Origin of the sequence: Gardnerella massiliensis (genome assembly GCF_003408845.1) — a bacterium.
Lineage (GTDB): Bacteria > Actinomycetota > Actinomycetes > Actinomycetales > Bifidobacteriaceae > Bifidobacterium > Bifidobacterium vaginale_H.
Genome location: NZ_LRTV01000001.1, coordinates 325,029 through 340,383, shown reverse-complemented (window position 1 = coordinate 340,383; position 15,355 = coordinate 325,029). Strand labels below are relative to the sequence as shown.

9 protein-coding genes and 1 riboswitch are annotated in these 15,355 nt (G+C 44.3%); of the genes, 5 read left to right on the top strand and 4 right to left on the bottom strand.

The features are described from left to right. Positions 1–14: 14 nt before the first annotated feature. Positions 15–584 (bottom strand): ECF transporter S component, encoded by a 570-nt coding sequence (locus tag AXE77_RS01320; protein WP_116711769.1) that lies wholly within the window; start codon positions 582–584, stop codon positions 15–17. 6 nt (positions 585–590) lie between these two features. Continuing rightward, a riboswitch (FMN riboswitch) is annotated at positions 591–736 on the bottom strand. Positions 737–830: 94 nt separating this feature from the next. On the opposite strand from AXE77_RS01320, the gene AXE77_RS01315 reads away from it, so the two are divergent. The 3 genes from AXE77_RS01315 to AXE77_RS01305 all read left to right on the top strand — a co-directional run bounded on the left by AXE77_RS01315 (position 831) and on the right by AXE77_RS01305 (position 4,126). Further along, entirely contained in the window at positions 831–1,865 is a 1,035-nt protein-coding gene (locus tag AXE77_RS01315) for a glycosyltransferase (protein ID WP_116711768.1), read from the top strand. A gap of 173 nt (positions 1,866–2,038) precedes the next feature. Continuing rightward, complete coding sequence (ppgK, locus tag AXE77_RS01310) at positions 2,039–2,809, top strand: polyphosphate--glucose phosphotransferase (RefSeq protein ID WP_116711767.1); 771 nt, start codon at positions 2,039–2,041, stop codon at positions 2,807–2,809. Positions 2,810–2,938: 129 nt separating this feature from the next. Next, entirely contained in the window at positions 2,939–4,126 is a 1,188-nt protein-coding gene (locus AXE77_RS01305) for a pyridoxal phosphate-dependent aminotransferase (protein WP_116711766.1), read from the top strand. A 17-nt stretch (positions 4,127–4,143) separates the two neighbouring features. Here the strand turns inward: AXE77_RS01305 and AXE77_RS01300 are convergent, their stop codons facing one another. Continuing rightward, a complete protein-coding gene (locus tag AXE77_RS01300; protein ID WP_430886644.1) occupies positions 4,144–6,408 on the bottom strand; it encodes a beta-carotene 15,15'-monooxygenase in 2,265 nt (754 codons plus the stop codon). A 119-nt stretch (positions 6,409–6,527) separates the two neighbouring features. Continuing rightward, positions 6,528–8,129 (bottom strand): ABC-F family ATP-binding cassette domain-containing protein, encoded by a 1,602-nt coding sequence (locus tag AXE77_RS01295; protein WP_116711765.1) that lies wholly within the window; start codon positions 8,127–8,129, stop codon positions 6,528–6,530. A gap of 262 nt (positions 8,130–8,391) precedes the next feature. Here AXE77_RS01295 and uvrA point away from each other — a divergent pair, with 262 nt between their 5' ends. Together uvrA and uvrC are read left to right on the top strand one after the other, a co-directional pair. Beyond that, positions 8,392–11,364 carry an excinuclease ABC subunit UvrA gene (gene uvrA / locus AXE77_RS01290; protein WP_116711764.1) on the top strand — a complete coding sequence of 991 codons (2,973 nt, stop codon included), beginning with the start codon at positions 8,392–8,394 and terminating at the stop codon, positions 11,362–11,364. Positions 11,365–11,931: 567 nt separating this feature from the next. After that, complete coding sequence (gene uvrC / locus AXE77_RS01280) at positions 11,932–14,256, top strand: excinuclease ABC subunit UvrC (protein ID WP_116711763.1); 2,325 nt, start codon at positions 11,932–11,934, stop codon at positions 14,254–14,256. Positions 14,257–14,521: 265 nt separating this feature from the next. Here the strand turns inward: uvrC and AXE77_RS01275 are convergent, their stop codons facing one another. Then, positions 14,522–15,142, bottom strand: a complete 621-nt coding sequence (locus AXE77_RS01275) for a hypothetical protein (protein WP_116711762.1) — start codon at positions 15,140–15,142, stop codon at positions 14,522–14,524. Positions 15,143–15,355 lie beyond the last annotated feature (213 nt).

The following is a 15,355-nucleotide window of genomic DNA, read 5'->3' as shown; positions in this document are numbered from 1 at the left end:
GCCGTTTATAAGATCTACTTGCTGTGGTGGAGTAGTTTAGAAACTGGTTTATAAACAAGCATTGTTACTACAACGTGAAGCGCAAGTTTAATAATATTAAACGGCAGCAGTGCTGGAATAATAAGAGCCACAACCTGCGAAACAGTCATGTGAGCGTAAAGAGGAGTAATAACAAGATTTCCTGCTATTGCGAGCGCAATAGCAACAACTGAGCCTGCCGAAAGTGCAATGATTGCGCCTTTTTTGGTATGCATTTTTTTGTATACGATTGCTGCTGTAACGCTAGCTCCTAAAGATACGAGTACGGCCATCACTGTGCCGAGTGGATTGGTAAATAAGTGTGGTGCAAAACCGAGTATGCTTACGATTGCTGCTGCAGCCGGTCCGTATGCAAATCCTGCTACAAGACACACGATTCCAGAAGGATCGTATTTTAGGAATGAAAAGTCTGGAATAAGCGGGAATTCTATGAAGCTTACTGCCATTGAAAGTGCTACAAATAGCGCATATTTCGCAATTTTTTCACTTGACCATTGAGTGTTATTGGCGTTTGTTTGATGATTATGAGTATGCGAAATTCCCATGGTGGGTCTCCGTTTCTTCCATCCGGACTGTAACCGTTGGCTTCGGAATTGAACCGAATCAGCAGCTTGTATGCCGCTCGCGGGCTTCAAAAACACGTGCAAAGCGTTTTTGTTACCGCCAGTAAGGATTTTCACCTTCCCTGAAACTACTCTTCTTTTGTATCGCATACTAGGAACATTGGGCGTAGTCGGGTCGATATGTGACGCGTGTAGCTAAGTGGCGAGGGTAGGTGCGAGAATACCAGTATGAGCAATACGAGTAGATTAACAAAAAATGGTAATACTGTAGCAGTGAATAGCATTGATAAATTAGCTATTGTCGTAGTCACTTATAAGCGTCAAGAACTTTTGGAGAATTTGTTCCATTCGTTTGAATGTTTGAACGAGTGCCCTTGGAGAATTGTGGTTGTCGATAATGAGCAGAGCGATCGAACTCGCGAATTGGTTGTGCGTCTCGAAACTGATTTAACTAACCGTTGGGGTAAAGCAGAAAAAGACGCTGAAGGCAATGAATCTCATGTTGTTTACGCTCCTCAAGATGAAAATCTTGGTGGTGCTGGTGGTTTTAGTGCTGGCGTAAAGAAGGCTTATGAGCTTGGTGCTCAATGGTTTTGGGTTATGGACGATGATGTTGAGACGGTTCCTGAGTCTATTGAGCGTTTGGCTCCGTGGACGAAGCGTCACGCTGTTATTCAAGGAAGCCGCTTAGATTATGACGGTGGCAAATTCTACTGGCAATACGATTTTTTGGTTTCGCTTGGTATTCCTAATCCGATTGCTCCTGCAGCGTTTGGTAAGGCGGGTTATCGCGTGATGAACACGATGTGCTTTGAGGGTGGTTTGATTCGTCGAGATATTGTCAAAAAAATTGGTTTTCCGGATCCTCGTTACTTTATTTATTGGGATGATACTACGTACGGGTACCTTGCGAGTAAAGTTACGAATCCGATTGTGGTGCCGGATATTATCCTTCGTCGCACCCGAGATATTCCTAACTGGGATATTGCTGGAGTGCGTCAACTGAACTCGACTTCAGACATGAACCGTTACCATATTATGCGAAATCGTGGGTTTATGGCTCGTTACTTTATGGTTCATGGCGATTTTCACCCGTTTATTTTTGCTTTGGGAACTGCATTGACTGCGGTTAAAGAGGTTATTCGTTTAATAGCGGTTGACCGTGCGCATATATTTTCTGGTATCGGTAAATTGTTTACTGGTTGGCTTGATTCGAGAAAAATTCTTCACGACAACTCGTGGAAGCCTATGCCTTCTTTGTAATCAATTGTTTTGCCAATGTAATCAGCTTTTTACGAGCGTGTTTCACGTATGGTAAAAGTGAATAAAGGCGCCGTTTTATTGGGAAGTTAGTAAGCGTGTCGCGCTAGATATAGTATAGAATAATCGTACATATCCTATTGTCAGCACACATTCAGAGGGGAGTGTTAGCGAAGATGATTGAAACTGCGCAAGCATTTGGCGTCGATATTGGTGGTTCCGGTATTAAGGCCGCTCCGGTTAATTTGGAAAAAGGTGAGTTTGCAGAACCTCGTTATAAGATTCTTACTCCTGCAGTTTCTACGCCTCAAGCGGTTGCTGATATTGTTCGTCAGCAGCTTGAGCATTTTGAAGTACCTGCAGATGCTCCTGTGGGAATTGCGTTCCCTGCTCCTATTAAGCCGGGTAAGAAGCTTGATTTTATGGCTAATCTTGACCAGTCTTGGATTGGTGTCGACGTTACAGAAGTCTTCAGTGAGGCTTGCGGTCGTCCGGTGACGGTTGTCAACGATGCTGATGCTGCTGGTTTAGCTGAACAAAAGTTTGGTGCCGCTAAAGACAAAGACGGTTTGGTTATTGCAACTACGCTTGGAACCGGTATTGGTACCGCTTTGATTTATAACGGCGTACTTATTCCGAACACTGAGCTTGGTCATATTCAGCTTGAAAAAGGCAAGGGTGATGCTGAAAAGTATGCTGCTTCTTCCGTTCGCGAGAAGTTGGATATGGGCTATAAGAAGTGGGCTAAGCGCTTAACTAAGTACTATGGTTTGATGGAAAAGTACTTTAACCCTGATTTGTTTGTTGTTGGTGGTGGTGTGAGCCGCGTAAGCGAAAAGTTCTTGCCACATATCGACATTAAAACTCCTATTGTTGTTGCTTCCTTACATAACGAGGCTGGCATTATTGGTGCCGCTTATTATGCAAGCCAGAAGCAGCAGCACTGAGTAGCTTTTAAAATTAATTAGGTTTACCGTGTAGGTTTGCCGTTATAATTTTATTTAGTTTTTACTAGCTGGGCGCGTGAATGAATTTATGTGCCCAGCTTTTGTTATGCCAGGTGCTAGGGTAGTGGCGTGCGATTTTCTTCAAGAGTAGACGTAAGCGAGCCGAATCCCATTATTCTAGCTCAGCGCAAAGCTGTAGCAAATGGTATTAAGCTTACGAAATTAAACGATTCTAATCCAACAGTTCACGGACTCGCTCCGCGTTGTTTGTCTGATCGCTACACTGCTGACCCTCGTGGCCCTATTGAAGCGCGCATGCTGCTGTCTGATTTCATTAACCAGCGCGACAACCGCGGCAGTATTCGCACTCCTGCGAAACTTAATCCTGACCGTCTCTATGTTTTGTCTTCAACCTCGCAAGCCTACGCCTGGCTCATGATGCTCATGTGTGATGCTGGAGATGCTGTTATAGGTCCGACCCCCGGATATCCGCTGATCGATTCAATAGCTCGTTTACAATGCGTGAACGCAATACCATATCCGCTGCACTACGATGGTTCTTGGACTATTGACGTTCCTCGCGTTCGTAGTCTACTGGAAAATGATTCGTTGCGTATCAGAGCGCTTGTGCTCATTAACCCCAATAATCCTACTGGCTCTTACGTAAAGCCTGAGGAACGTGAAGAAATATTACGCTTGTGTAGAGAACATGAAGTGGCAATTATTGCTGATGAAGTCTTCTACGATTATTCTTTAGAACCTTTTGAAGATAACGCACGTTTGGCTGGAGAAAGCTCAACGCTGGTGTTTGCGCTGGATGGTTTCTCAAAAATGCTGGCAGCGCCACACGCCAAAGTTGGTTGGATTGAAGTTTCTGGTCCAGAAGATGAGGTTGCTCAAGCGCAGCGTCGTCTCGATGTGATTGCTGACGACTTCTTACCAATCGGCGCAACCGTTTCTGAACATATTCCAGAACTTTTACAATATGCCAATTCTCAAACGAATATGGTGAGAAGCCGAGTGCTGGGTAATCTTCAAACTCTTAGAGAAACTTTAGATAAATGGCCACAATGTTGCGTGAGTGCACTAAGAGCTGAAGGCGGATGGAATATTTTATTGCGAGTCCCTTCTTGCATTGATGACGACGTGTTAGCGTTACGATTGATGAAAGATTATCGCTTAGTTTCGCAGCCTGGATACTATTTCGACATGCCAGTAAACGGGTATCTTGCACTTTCGCTACTGCCGGAGCCTGAACAGTTTAACAGTGGTCTTAACGCACTACTGCGGACTGTTGACGCATTATTGGCAGAATAATTACCTTCCGTAATTTTTTACATGAGCGTAAGCCAAGCGCGAACCGTATACCACAAATCAGGATTGAAACGAAGTGTGCTGTCTTCGCGTCCGGTAACAAACCAACTTAAAGCAGCAATAATAAGCGAAAATGCTAATAGTGCCACCACTGCTGACGTAAGCGAATAGTAAGCAACTTTCTTTCGCAGACAATCTTCTTGTCGCATACTCAACAAATGTTCTAAAAGTAAAGTTACGCCTACTACCGCAGCCAATGCGAAAGTCCACGCAAAGTCAGCAATATAACGCCAGCCGACACCAGCTTTCAAACTATCAAAAACAATAAGAATACTGCCGGCTACCAACGCAGTTATGACGGTGTGCCATGCAAAATTACTGCTGGAACGTTTGCGCATAAGAAAAGCGGCAATAATGCCAACTAATGCCAATGGCGACAATACGAACATGCCGCCAATCATAGGTTCAGCATACTGCCAACGATCAAAAGCAAGAGGTTGAATGCCAATCCAAGGGAATGTTCCAATTATACGCAACGGTAAGGCGACGTAGCTGATAATGGACGGAAGTATATTTTGTGCCGGAAGACGCATCGTGGTCATGTCGGTAATGGTTATCTGATACTCGTTACCAAAATTCATAGGCGACCCAAAACGAAGCATGTTGTAGCAGCAGAAAGGAATCGCAACAAGTATAACGGGCAGTATCCAGCACACGAGATAAGTAAGCGATGTAAGCCACGAACGAGAGTCATGCGAGTCGTGGAAGCTGTTACGTAAACGAACAATACTATTTTTTACGTCTGTATAGAAAGCAGGAATAGCAAAAAGAATTGCTATTATAAACGTTGGTCTACATCCTAAATTAAGCGATATAAAGAAGGAGCCTAACGCAATATTTCGTAATTTTTTAGTTTTGTTATAGCCGCAATAACAGCACAATCCTAACGCAGTGAAAAATAGTGAAGCTGCCATAGGAACCGAATAAAATGACGTTCTAAACCACAAGTACACAGTATTCGCGGTAATAAAGAACATGACTATAGCAATAGAAACAGTTCCCAATGAAGCGTGATCGACGGTGTGCTTTATAAGACGAATAACGAGTAGTGATCCTGCTATAAGAAAACCGATAAGAAATACTATTGTTGCAACCGTAGTGGGAAGCATAGCGCCGCCCGGTATCCAAAGTCCCGAAATAAGACGATACGGCATAAAAAGCAAAACTGCGGGAAGCACTCCGAAATACGAGTACCAGTGGCCTTGATAATATGCGTAATCCCAGTACATATTGTGTACGGAATGGTTGAGCAACATGTTTCTTGCCATGGGATCGTACGGATTTGCAAGCTGCGTTAACTCCCGCGGGACAGGAAGATTAAGGTGTACTTGTCCTTTAAGAAGAGCATCGGCGGTGTGTGCGTACTGATCAAAGTCGTAAGTGTAATTTCCTGCAGTGTCGAAATGCAAAGGAGTGGAGTTTTTCAGATTCCACACAACTGTTACTATCCCAACAATCACCAACGGAAGCAAAGAAGCTACAAAAAAGCAACGCTGTTTCAAACTGTGTGTGTCGAGTTGTATGCGCCAAAGTCGCGACCAAGGATTCCATAAACCTATAAGAAAAGCGCATAATGCAAGCAGACACACGCGTCCCCATGACCAACTAAACGGTGCTCTTACGTTCGCTCGAGCATCCTCTATATCAAGTACCGTTCCCAAAGGATGTTGCAACCATACGCGCACTATGCACGGCTTATGAATAGCGGACTCAGGTAGTGTTAGTAAAGCGGCGTCAAATGCCCTGGGATTAGTACTTTGTGGTTTACCAACTGTTCGATCTGCTTCAATACGAACATGAATATCATCAATAAGAGTTTTATGCTTCACAGCCTGTTTACGTATTGCGGTGGTTTTTCTGCTAACTTTGTGCGACAGAGTAGCAGGCTGCAAACGAATATATGGTGAGCTTCCGTCGGAAGTTACTTCTAAATATGCTTCAGAAGGATCAGTAATAAGCAATCCTCCGGAAGAAAGACGCACAACGCCCGGTCCCAAAGTATTATGAGCGGCAACACTATCGGTGCTTCCTGTGACGCTAGTCCAAAACGGAATATTGCCGAAAGAGCACTCGCATACGGCAATGAGCAGTAACACTAGCAAAGGAATGCGCAACGTATGCCATATTGTTGCGACTGTAAAAGCATGAAAACGCTGGTTTTGCTCATGCAAAGTGCCTGCGCGCTTTTCTGGCGGTAAATTTTGAGAAACGGATGTTGCAATCACCACATAACCATTCTATTGCAAAGTTGAGAGTAGCCGATTACTTGCTCGTTGCTGTTAGTTGTTTGCTAGTTGTTGCTTATTGCTTTTCATTGCTTTTCATTACTCTTCATTACTTTTCATTACTCTTCGGCGACCAAATCAAGGTATTCGTCGTTCCACAAGTCTTCGTCCCCGTCCGGCATAAGAAGCACGCGTTCAGGTTGTAATGCTTCTACAGCGCCCTCATCGTGTGTTACTAGAACGATAGCGCCTTCGTATTTTGCAATAGCTTTAAGAATTTCATTTCTTGACGCCGGATCCAAGTTGTTTGTAGGTTCGTCGAGCAGCAATACGTTGGCTTGAGATGTGACAAGTGTTGCGAGCGCAAGTCGCGTTTTTTCACCGCCTGATAGTACGCGGGCCGGTTTCATAGCGTCGTCGCCAGAAAAGAGGAAGCTTCCTAGCATGGATCGTGCTTGGGTGTCGTTCAAATTTGGAGCAACGTGCTGGAGATTTTCGAGTACTGTTGCGTCTAAATCCAGGGTGTCATGTTCCTGAGCGAAGTAACCTATTTTGCAGCCGTGGCCGTATTGTACTTCGCCAGTATCTGCCGTTTCTTCGCCAGCTAAAATACGTAAGGTTGTGGTTTTGCCGGCGCCGTTATATCCCAAAATAACAACGCGAGAACCTTTGTCTATTGCGAGGTTAATTCCAGCAAAAACAATATTAGAACCGTAGGCCTTAGAAATATCTTTCGCCATAATAGGAGTGCGTCCGCAGGGCGCTGGTTCTGGGAAGCGAATATCAGCAACTTTTTCTTGTTTTTGTGCTTCGCTTGTTTCGCTAAGTAAACGTTCGGCTCTGCGCATCATGTTTTGAGCTGCCACTGCTTTAGTTGCTTTCGCATGTAAGCGAATGCCTTGCTTCATAAGGCGTTCGGCTTTCTTTTCTGCCACTTCGCGCTCGCGACGCCTACGCTCTTCGTCTACTACGCGTTGGTGTAAATATGCTTTCCAACCCATGGAATACATGTCGATTTGCGCGAGTTGTGCGTCTAAATGCCATACTTTATTCACAACTTCGTCAAGTAATTCAGTGGAGTGGGAAATAACTAGGAATCCGCCTTCAAAACGTTTTAAATAGTTGCGTAACCAGATAATAGAGTCCGCGTCCAAATGGTTAGTTGGCTCGTCAAGAATCAGCGTATCTGCGTCAGAAAACAGAATTCTAGCAAGTTCAATGCGTCTGCGCTGACCGCCGGAAAGTGTGCCTAGGGATTGTCGCATAACTTCTTGTGGAAGCCCTAAGCTGGTGGCCATTGATATTGCTTCGGATTGCACTGCGTAACCGCCTGCTTTTTCAAAGTCTTGCATTGCTTTGTCGTAGCGGTTCATCGCTTTTGTCATGATATCTGGATCTGGATTGGTCATCTCTTTTTCCGCTTTGCGGATACGTGACACTATGGAAGCAATGTCTCGTGCGCTCATAATGCGGTCGAGCACACTTTGCTCAGGGTCTGCAGCATGCGTATCTTGCGGAAGGTAGCCTAAGCCGCCGCTGACTCGTACGGAACCTCCAGCTGGCAGCATTTCTCCAGTAATGACGCGGGTTAGCGTTGTTTTGCCTGCACCGTTGCGTCCTACTAAACCAATTTTGTCACCTTTAGTGACGTGAAAGTCGGTAGGATTTAACAGCGTGCGCGCACCAATTTGTATGGTTAATGCTTGTGCGTCAATAGGCATAATATGTGTTCCGTTCCCCAGAAATGTAGGCTTATCGCATGTGTGCTAAGAAAATTGTTAGCCAAACGAACCATTATATCGTGTAGTGGTAACGAATTTTTGGGAATTGTGATATAGCATACGCTGATTGCGATAGAGCAAGCACAAGTAAACTTTACTTTTTCGAACAAGTGTTCTATAATGGCTTGCTATGGAGTGAGACGCTTATTGAGGGGTTTGCGTTTCAGGAGTGTTTTACTATTCAGATTAGTTGGAGGCGGCAATGACACAGCAGGAGAATAAGCAGCCGGACGCTAAGCAGCCGGACGCTTTACAAAATTTGTTAGATAACGCTCCGCTGTGTACCCATAACGGGACGGTTATATCCGATTTATCGCAAGTTCCTGCTGAGTGGAAAATAACTATTCAAGGCGCTAGAGAACACAATCTTAAAAATGTGAGTTTGTCGATTCCTCGCAACCGTATGGTTGTTTTTACAGGACTTTCCGGCTCGGGTAAGTCTTCGCTTGCTTTTGATACGCTTTTCGCTGAAGGTCAACGACGCTATGTTGAATCGTTAAGCGCGTATGCTCGTCAATTTTTAGGTCGTATGGATAAGCCTGATGTAGATTTTATTGAGGGTTTAAGCCCGGCTGTTTCTATCGATCAAAAAACTACCAATCGTAACCCGCGTTCTACTGTCGGCACTATCACTGAGATTTACGATTATTTACGACTTCTGTTCGCAAGAATAGGTGTGCCGCATTGCCCTGTGTGTGGTCAATTAGTAAGTGCACAAACACCGCAACAGATGGTTGATACACTTTTGGCAATGCCAGAACGTACGCGTTTGCAAATTTTAGCTCCCGTTGTACGCGGACGTAAGGGAGAATTTAAGGAAACTCTTGATCTTTTGCGATCCGACGGTTATGCGCGAGCGATTATTGACGGAAGTATGTATGAGCTTGCTGAAGATATTGCTCTTGAAAAGCAGAAAAAACACACTATTGAAGTAGTAATTGATCGACTGGTTATTAAAGATGGTATTCGAGTACGACTTACTGATTCAATAGAAACAGCATTGCGACTTTCGCAAGGCGTGGTAGTTGCTGATTTCGTTGACGAACCCGACAATTCATCTCAACGTCGTCGTACCTTCTCAGAGCATCGTGCTTGCCCGAACAATCATCAGCTAGAACTTGACGAAATTGAGCCGAGAACATTTTCATTTAATGCACCATACGGAGCATGCCCAGAATGTTCCGGAATTGGATACAACCTTGAAATCGACCCAGAACTTGTGATCCCAGATCCCGACAAGTCTCTTTCTCAGGGAGCAATCGAGCCTTGGGCAATGAATAAGTCAGCAGGCATGTACTATCAGCACATACTATCTGGACTTGCCCAAGATTTAAATTTCAGCATGGATACGCCTTGGAAGAATCTTAGCAAAGATATTCGTAATGCTATTATGTACGGGCACGACTTTACTGTGCAAGTATCGTATAAAAATCGTTGGGGCAGACAACGCGAATATACAACTGGCTTTGAGGGTGTAGTCAGAACACTCATGCGTAAGCATGATGAAACAGACTCGGAACAAATGCGCCAATACTACGAATCCTACATGCGCGAAGTACCATGCCAGCAATGTCAAGGTAAACGTTTGCGTCCAGAAGTGTTGTCAGTAACAGTTGCAGATACTTCCATAGCGGAAGTGTGTGATATGCCGGTTGAGCGCAGTCTTTCGTGGATAAATCAGCTTAATTTGGAAGGCTCTCAAGCCTTAATTGCGGCGGAAGTAGTGAAAGAAATACGCGCTCGCCTTGGCTTCTTAAACGACGTTGGCTTAAGTTATCTCACTCTTTCAAGAGCTGCAAAAACATTATCTGGCGGCGAAGCGCAACGAATTCGTTTGGCTACGCAGATAGGTTCAGGATTAGTTGGTGTTATGTATGTGCTTGACGAGCCATCTATTGGCTTACATCAGCGAGATAACGAGCGCTTAATTGCAACGTTGCACCATTTACGAAACCTCGGAAATACGCTAATTGTGGTAGAACACGACGAAGATACCATTCGTCAAGCAGATTGGTTGGTTGACATTGGTCCAGAAGCTGGTGAACATGGCGGAGAAGTAGTGTATTCAGGTCCGTCCAAAGATATTATCAAAGCTCAGCGCTCAATTACCGGAGACTATATTGCTCACAGACGTTCAATAGACGTACCAAAACAACGTCGTATTGTAGACGAAAACCGTATGCTTCACATTCTCGGTGCCCGTGAACATAACTTAAAAAATGTCGACGTAAGCATACCTTTAGGTGTATTCACCTGCATTACGGGCGTATCAGGATCAGGAAAATCAAGCTTAATAAATTCAATTCTTTACCCAGTCCTTGCTGATAAGCTCAACGGTGCACGCATAGTTCCTGGAAAACATAAGCGGGTGGAAGGCGTTGAATATTGTGACAAAGTAGTACATGTGGATCAGAATCCTATTGGTCGCACTCCGCGTTCTAATCCTGCAACCTACACGGGTGTGTGGGACAAAATTCGCTCGCTTTTCGCCCAAACTCCCGAAGCAAAAGTTCGCGGTTATGGTCCTGGACGTTTCTCATTTAACGTAAAAGGTGGTCGATGTGAAGCGTGCCACGGCGATGGAACATTAAAAATTGAAATGAATTTCCTTCCCGACGTCTATGTTGAATGTGAAGCGTGCCACGGAAAGCGATACAATCGTGAAACTTTGGAAGTTACTTATAAAGGCAAATCTGTTTCCGACGTTCTTGATATGCCTATTTCTGAAGCGGCAGTGTTCTTCAAATCTTACCCGTCTATTGCCAGATATTTAGATACGCTTGTGAAGGTTGGTCTTGGCTATATTCGTCTAGGGCAAAGTGCGCCAACACTTTCTGGTGGTGAATCGCAACGTGTGAAACTTGCTACGGAATTGCAGAAAAGGTCAACTGGGAAGACTGTATATATACTCGATGAGCCAACAACCGGACTTCATTGTGAAGACGTGAGAAAATTGTTAAGCGTATTGCAGTCTCTGGTCGATAAAGGTAACAGCGTTATCGTTATTGAACATAATCTTGATGTGGTAAAGTCTGCCGACTGGATTATTGACTTAGGTCCAGAGGGAGGAGATAACGGTGGAACTGTGGTTGCAGAAGGTTCTCCGGAATCAGTGGCGAGGTGTTCTGAAAGCTGGACTGGCAAATTCCTCAAGCCGATGCTTACTGCGCATTGACTTGCCTGTGACAGCACTCATAGTTTGGTTTACATCTTAATTGTGTCATCATTCATTTGTGGGAATATTAGCGTGGTAGAGATTTGAGATTTTTCGCGCTGAGCGAAGGACGCTCGCGCGGATTGCGACGCGCTCGCTACGAAACTCGCGTTGGAAGTCCCCCGGACTTCCAACTTAAGCGAGTTTCCGCTCCGAGTTGCCTTCGCGCGCTACGCTTTGAGCGCTTCGGCAGGTCGTCGCGCAGAACCGCAGGCTACTGACAAGTCGAGCGAAGAAGAAAAATCGAAAAATCTCAGCGATAGACACGGTTATTAACGATTAGCACGCAGAGTTTAGGGGGATTTCTCTACGAGAACTAAAAGAGGACTGAGGAAGCAACGTTCATAGAAAACGAAGCAGACATAAAAGCCTTTAACAGCCAGAGCGACGAAGGACGGGACGTTCGAGGAGAGAAATCTCCCAAAACTCGCGCCACACCAAACGAATTGTAAAATAAACTATAGTTTGGTTCAAATTGTCGTAAGTCGAAAGTCGTAAGTCGTAAATCGAAATGAAGGAGGTGAATAAATGAACGACGATAACATTACTAACCAATATAATTACGGCAGTAGTGGCAATGATAATAGTGACGTTTGTGACGCTGATGATGCCGTTTGCGATACGCATCAAGATTCTTGCTGGCATAAGACGCAGCACAATCTCTATGATCCTCATCAAATTAGTAAAAGTGACGTTAATGCTTTTGGTGCGCCTTTATTAGGCGATAGTCGTGATTTATTTCGTCCTGCTTCTCAAGATATTCCAGCTAAACCGGGAGTGTACAAATGGCGAGACGGTCAAGGGCGTGTTATTTACGTTGGAAAAGCAAAAAATTTGCGCAATCGTTTAGCAAATTATTTTCAACCGTTATACCAGTTGCATCCGCGCACGCAATCCATGGTACTTACTGCCCGCAGTTTGGAGTGGACAGTTGTAGCAACAGAATTTGAAGCGCTAACGCTGGAATATACATGGATTAAAGCATTTGATCCACGATTTAATGTAGTGTTTCGCGACGATAAAACTTACCCTTATGTGGCTGTATCTGTTGGTGAAGAGTTTCCGAGAGTTTGGATTACTCGCAATCGTGGGGCTAAGAAAACACTGTATTTTGGACCATACGCAAAAGTATGGCCGCTACGACATAGTTTAGATTCGTTGCTGAAAACATTTCCTATTCGAACCTGTTCTTCAGGCGTGTTTTATAAAGCCCATAGAACTGGACGACCATGTTTGCTAGCTTCCATCGGCAAGTGTTCGGCTCCTTGTGTTGGCAATATTACGCCTCGCGAGCATCGTGAATATGTTGAGCATGTAGTTGGCATACTTACGGGCAGTATTGGTAATTCGTATATTGCGCAAATAACGCGTGAAATGAAGCGAGCGAGTGAGGATTTAGAGTTTGAGCGTGCGGCTGCATTGCGCGACGAAATTGCAGTGCTTAGCACCGTTTTGCAACAAAATGCCGTGGTCTTTGACGATGATGTGGAAGCAGACGTATTTGGTTTATGTGGTGACGATTTGGAAGCATCCATCCACGCATTTTTTGTGCGAGCTGGGATGATTCGAGGAGAACGCAACTGGTCAGTAGAACGCAATGAAGAGATGAGCGATGGTGAGCTGTTAGCCGATCTTCTCACGCACGTATATGCAGAGTATGAACATGATGCTACTGAAATACAGCGCAATCTAGTCACTATTAAGCAGCTTCGCGACGCTTTTAACACTTCGACTAAGGCTACTGCAATTGACCCTGCGTCGAGAGCACAGGCCACTAAAATTCGTCGAGAGCGTCAAGAAACCACGGGTCGTGAAGATTTATTGGCGCCTATTGCTCCTGTGCCTCGAGAAATTATCGTTCCTGTCGCTATTCCAGAGGAACGTTTACAAGAATTAGAATCGTGGCTCAGCAGTATTCGTGGTTCTCAAGTAACCATTCGCGTTGCGGAACGTGGAGAAAAGCGAGCGCTTATGCAACGCGCTAACGATAATGCGAGCCAGGCTTTAACGCGCATAAAATCGCATCGCATAAGCAGTATGGAAATGCGAACCGAGGCTATGAACGAGATAGCGCAAGCACTTGGCATGGCAGAGGCACCTTTGCGCATTGAATGTTACGATATTTCCAATACTGTAGACGGTAGCTATCAGGTTGCTTCTATGGTTGTTTTCGAAGATGGTTTAGCTCGTCCAAGTGAGTATCGTCATTTTGCTATTCGTGGCGAAAACGGTGATGGCAAGATTGACGACTTAAGTGCAGTATACGAAACGATATTGCGAAGGTTTAGTCATAGTGATGCTGCTTCAAACACTGCGTCGCATAATGCTAACAAATCTTGTGAAGATAACTCCTGCGAAAATAACTCCTGCGAAGATAACTCCTATGAAGATATGAGTAAGAAGCGTTTTGCATATAGGCCACAGTTAGTTATGGTTGACGGTGGGCGCGAGCAGGCAAAGGCTGCAAGACGAGCTATGCACGATGCTGGAATTTACGATATTACAGTGTGTGGCTTAGCTAAAAAGCTTGAGGAAGTGTGGCTTCCTGACGAGGATTACCCGATAATCTTAAAAAGAAGTTCGCAGGGCTTATATTTATTGCAGCGAGCGCGAGACGAGTCACATCGCTTTGCTATTACGTATCATCGTATTCGACGTCGAAAAGGTGCATTGCATTCAATTCTTGACACTATCCCTGGTATTGGGGTAGCGTACCGCAAACGTTTGCTTGCTCAGTTTGGTTCCGTAAAAGGAATAAGGAAAGCTTCACTAGAAGATTTGCAGAAGGTACCTGGAATTGGTGAAAGTAAAGCAAAAATTATATATACTGCACTGCGTAACAGTAACGATTAAGTAACCTATATATTAAGTAACCTACGCGTTTACTCTCTCTATTTTGTATTGTGAACGCATAAAAAACTCCTCCATCATAGACCTAGCTTGGCATGATTTATGTCGCGTATGCTTTGCAACGATCTATAAGGAGGAGTTCTTATTTTCAGTTGTGTTGTTTTTATCTACTTTAGTATCGTCTATTTTCGTTTCGTTTAATTTATTCTTAATCAATTTAATATCATCTATTTTCAGTTTCAGTTATTATGGTGTATTTTCATTGCAATTAGCCCAAATCGGCATAAGTGCAAATCCAATTTCCATACTTTAATTCCAATGCCAATGATGCCCAATGACATGTATTACCAATGTCAATGCAGACCACGCCTTCAAAATGATGAGGGTTTACCAGCATGCCATTGATAAGATTAGGAATTGCTGGCATCCTTCGTAACATTGAGCAGGCTTCGGAATCATTTTTCTCCTTGAAATACCCTTCCATTAACTTCCAGGCATTGGTTAATTTAGTGGCACACTGAGGAGTTAACAATTTCGCCATGGCAGGAGTAATCGGCCTGCCTCGGTAAAGGTCGGCGGCAATGCAAGCAATACGGCACGTTCTTAACGCAAGTTTTACGAACTTTTCTTCGTCGCAATCTTCGGAACAACACGTACCGACGTGATATTCCAAATGTTTGCGAGACAGAGCAATAGGTAACTTGCCTTCGTACACGGGCAGCCGGCAAAAGGCATTAATCCTCACGACTGGAGGAGGGTCTTCGCCAGGTTTCTTATTGTTGGTATTGCTGCTATCGCCAGTATTAACGTTCGATGATTCATTGTTGAATTCATCGTCGTCGTCATCAGCACTGCTCCATCCATGAGCATCTATATAATCTACTATCAAAGCTTTTCTCCTTCTCTTTACTAGGGTAAAAGAGTATTGCCACATATGAGGAAATTGCCACACGTAGGAAATTGTCGCACGTAAGGAATTGCCCATAGAGGAAATATCAGTAAATATTTTCCCCTGAAAATCTCGCATTTCTGCAATTTCAACAAGGTTAGATAAAAGCATACAACGTATTTTTTGAAAAACTGTATAATTGTAAAAAATGTG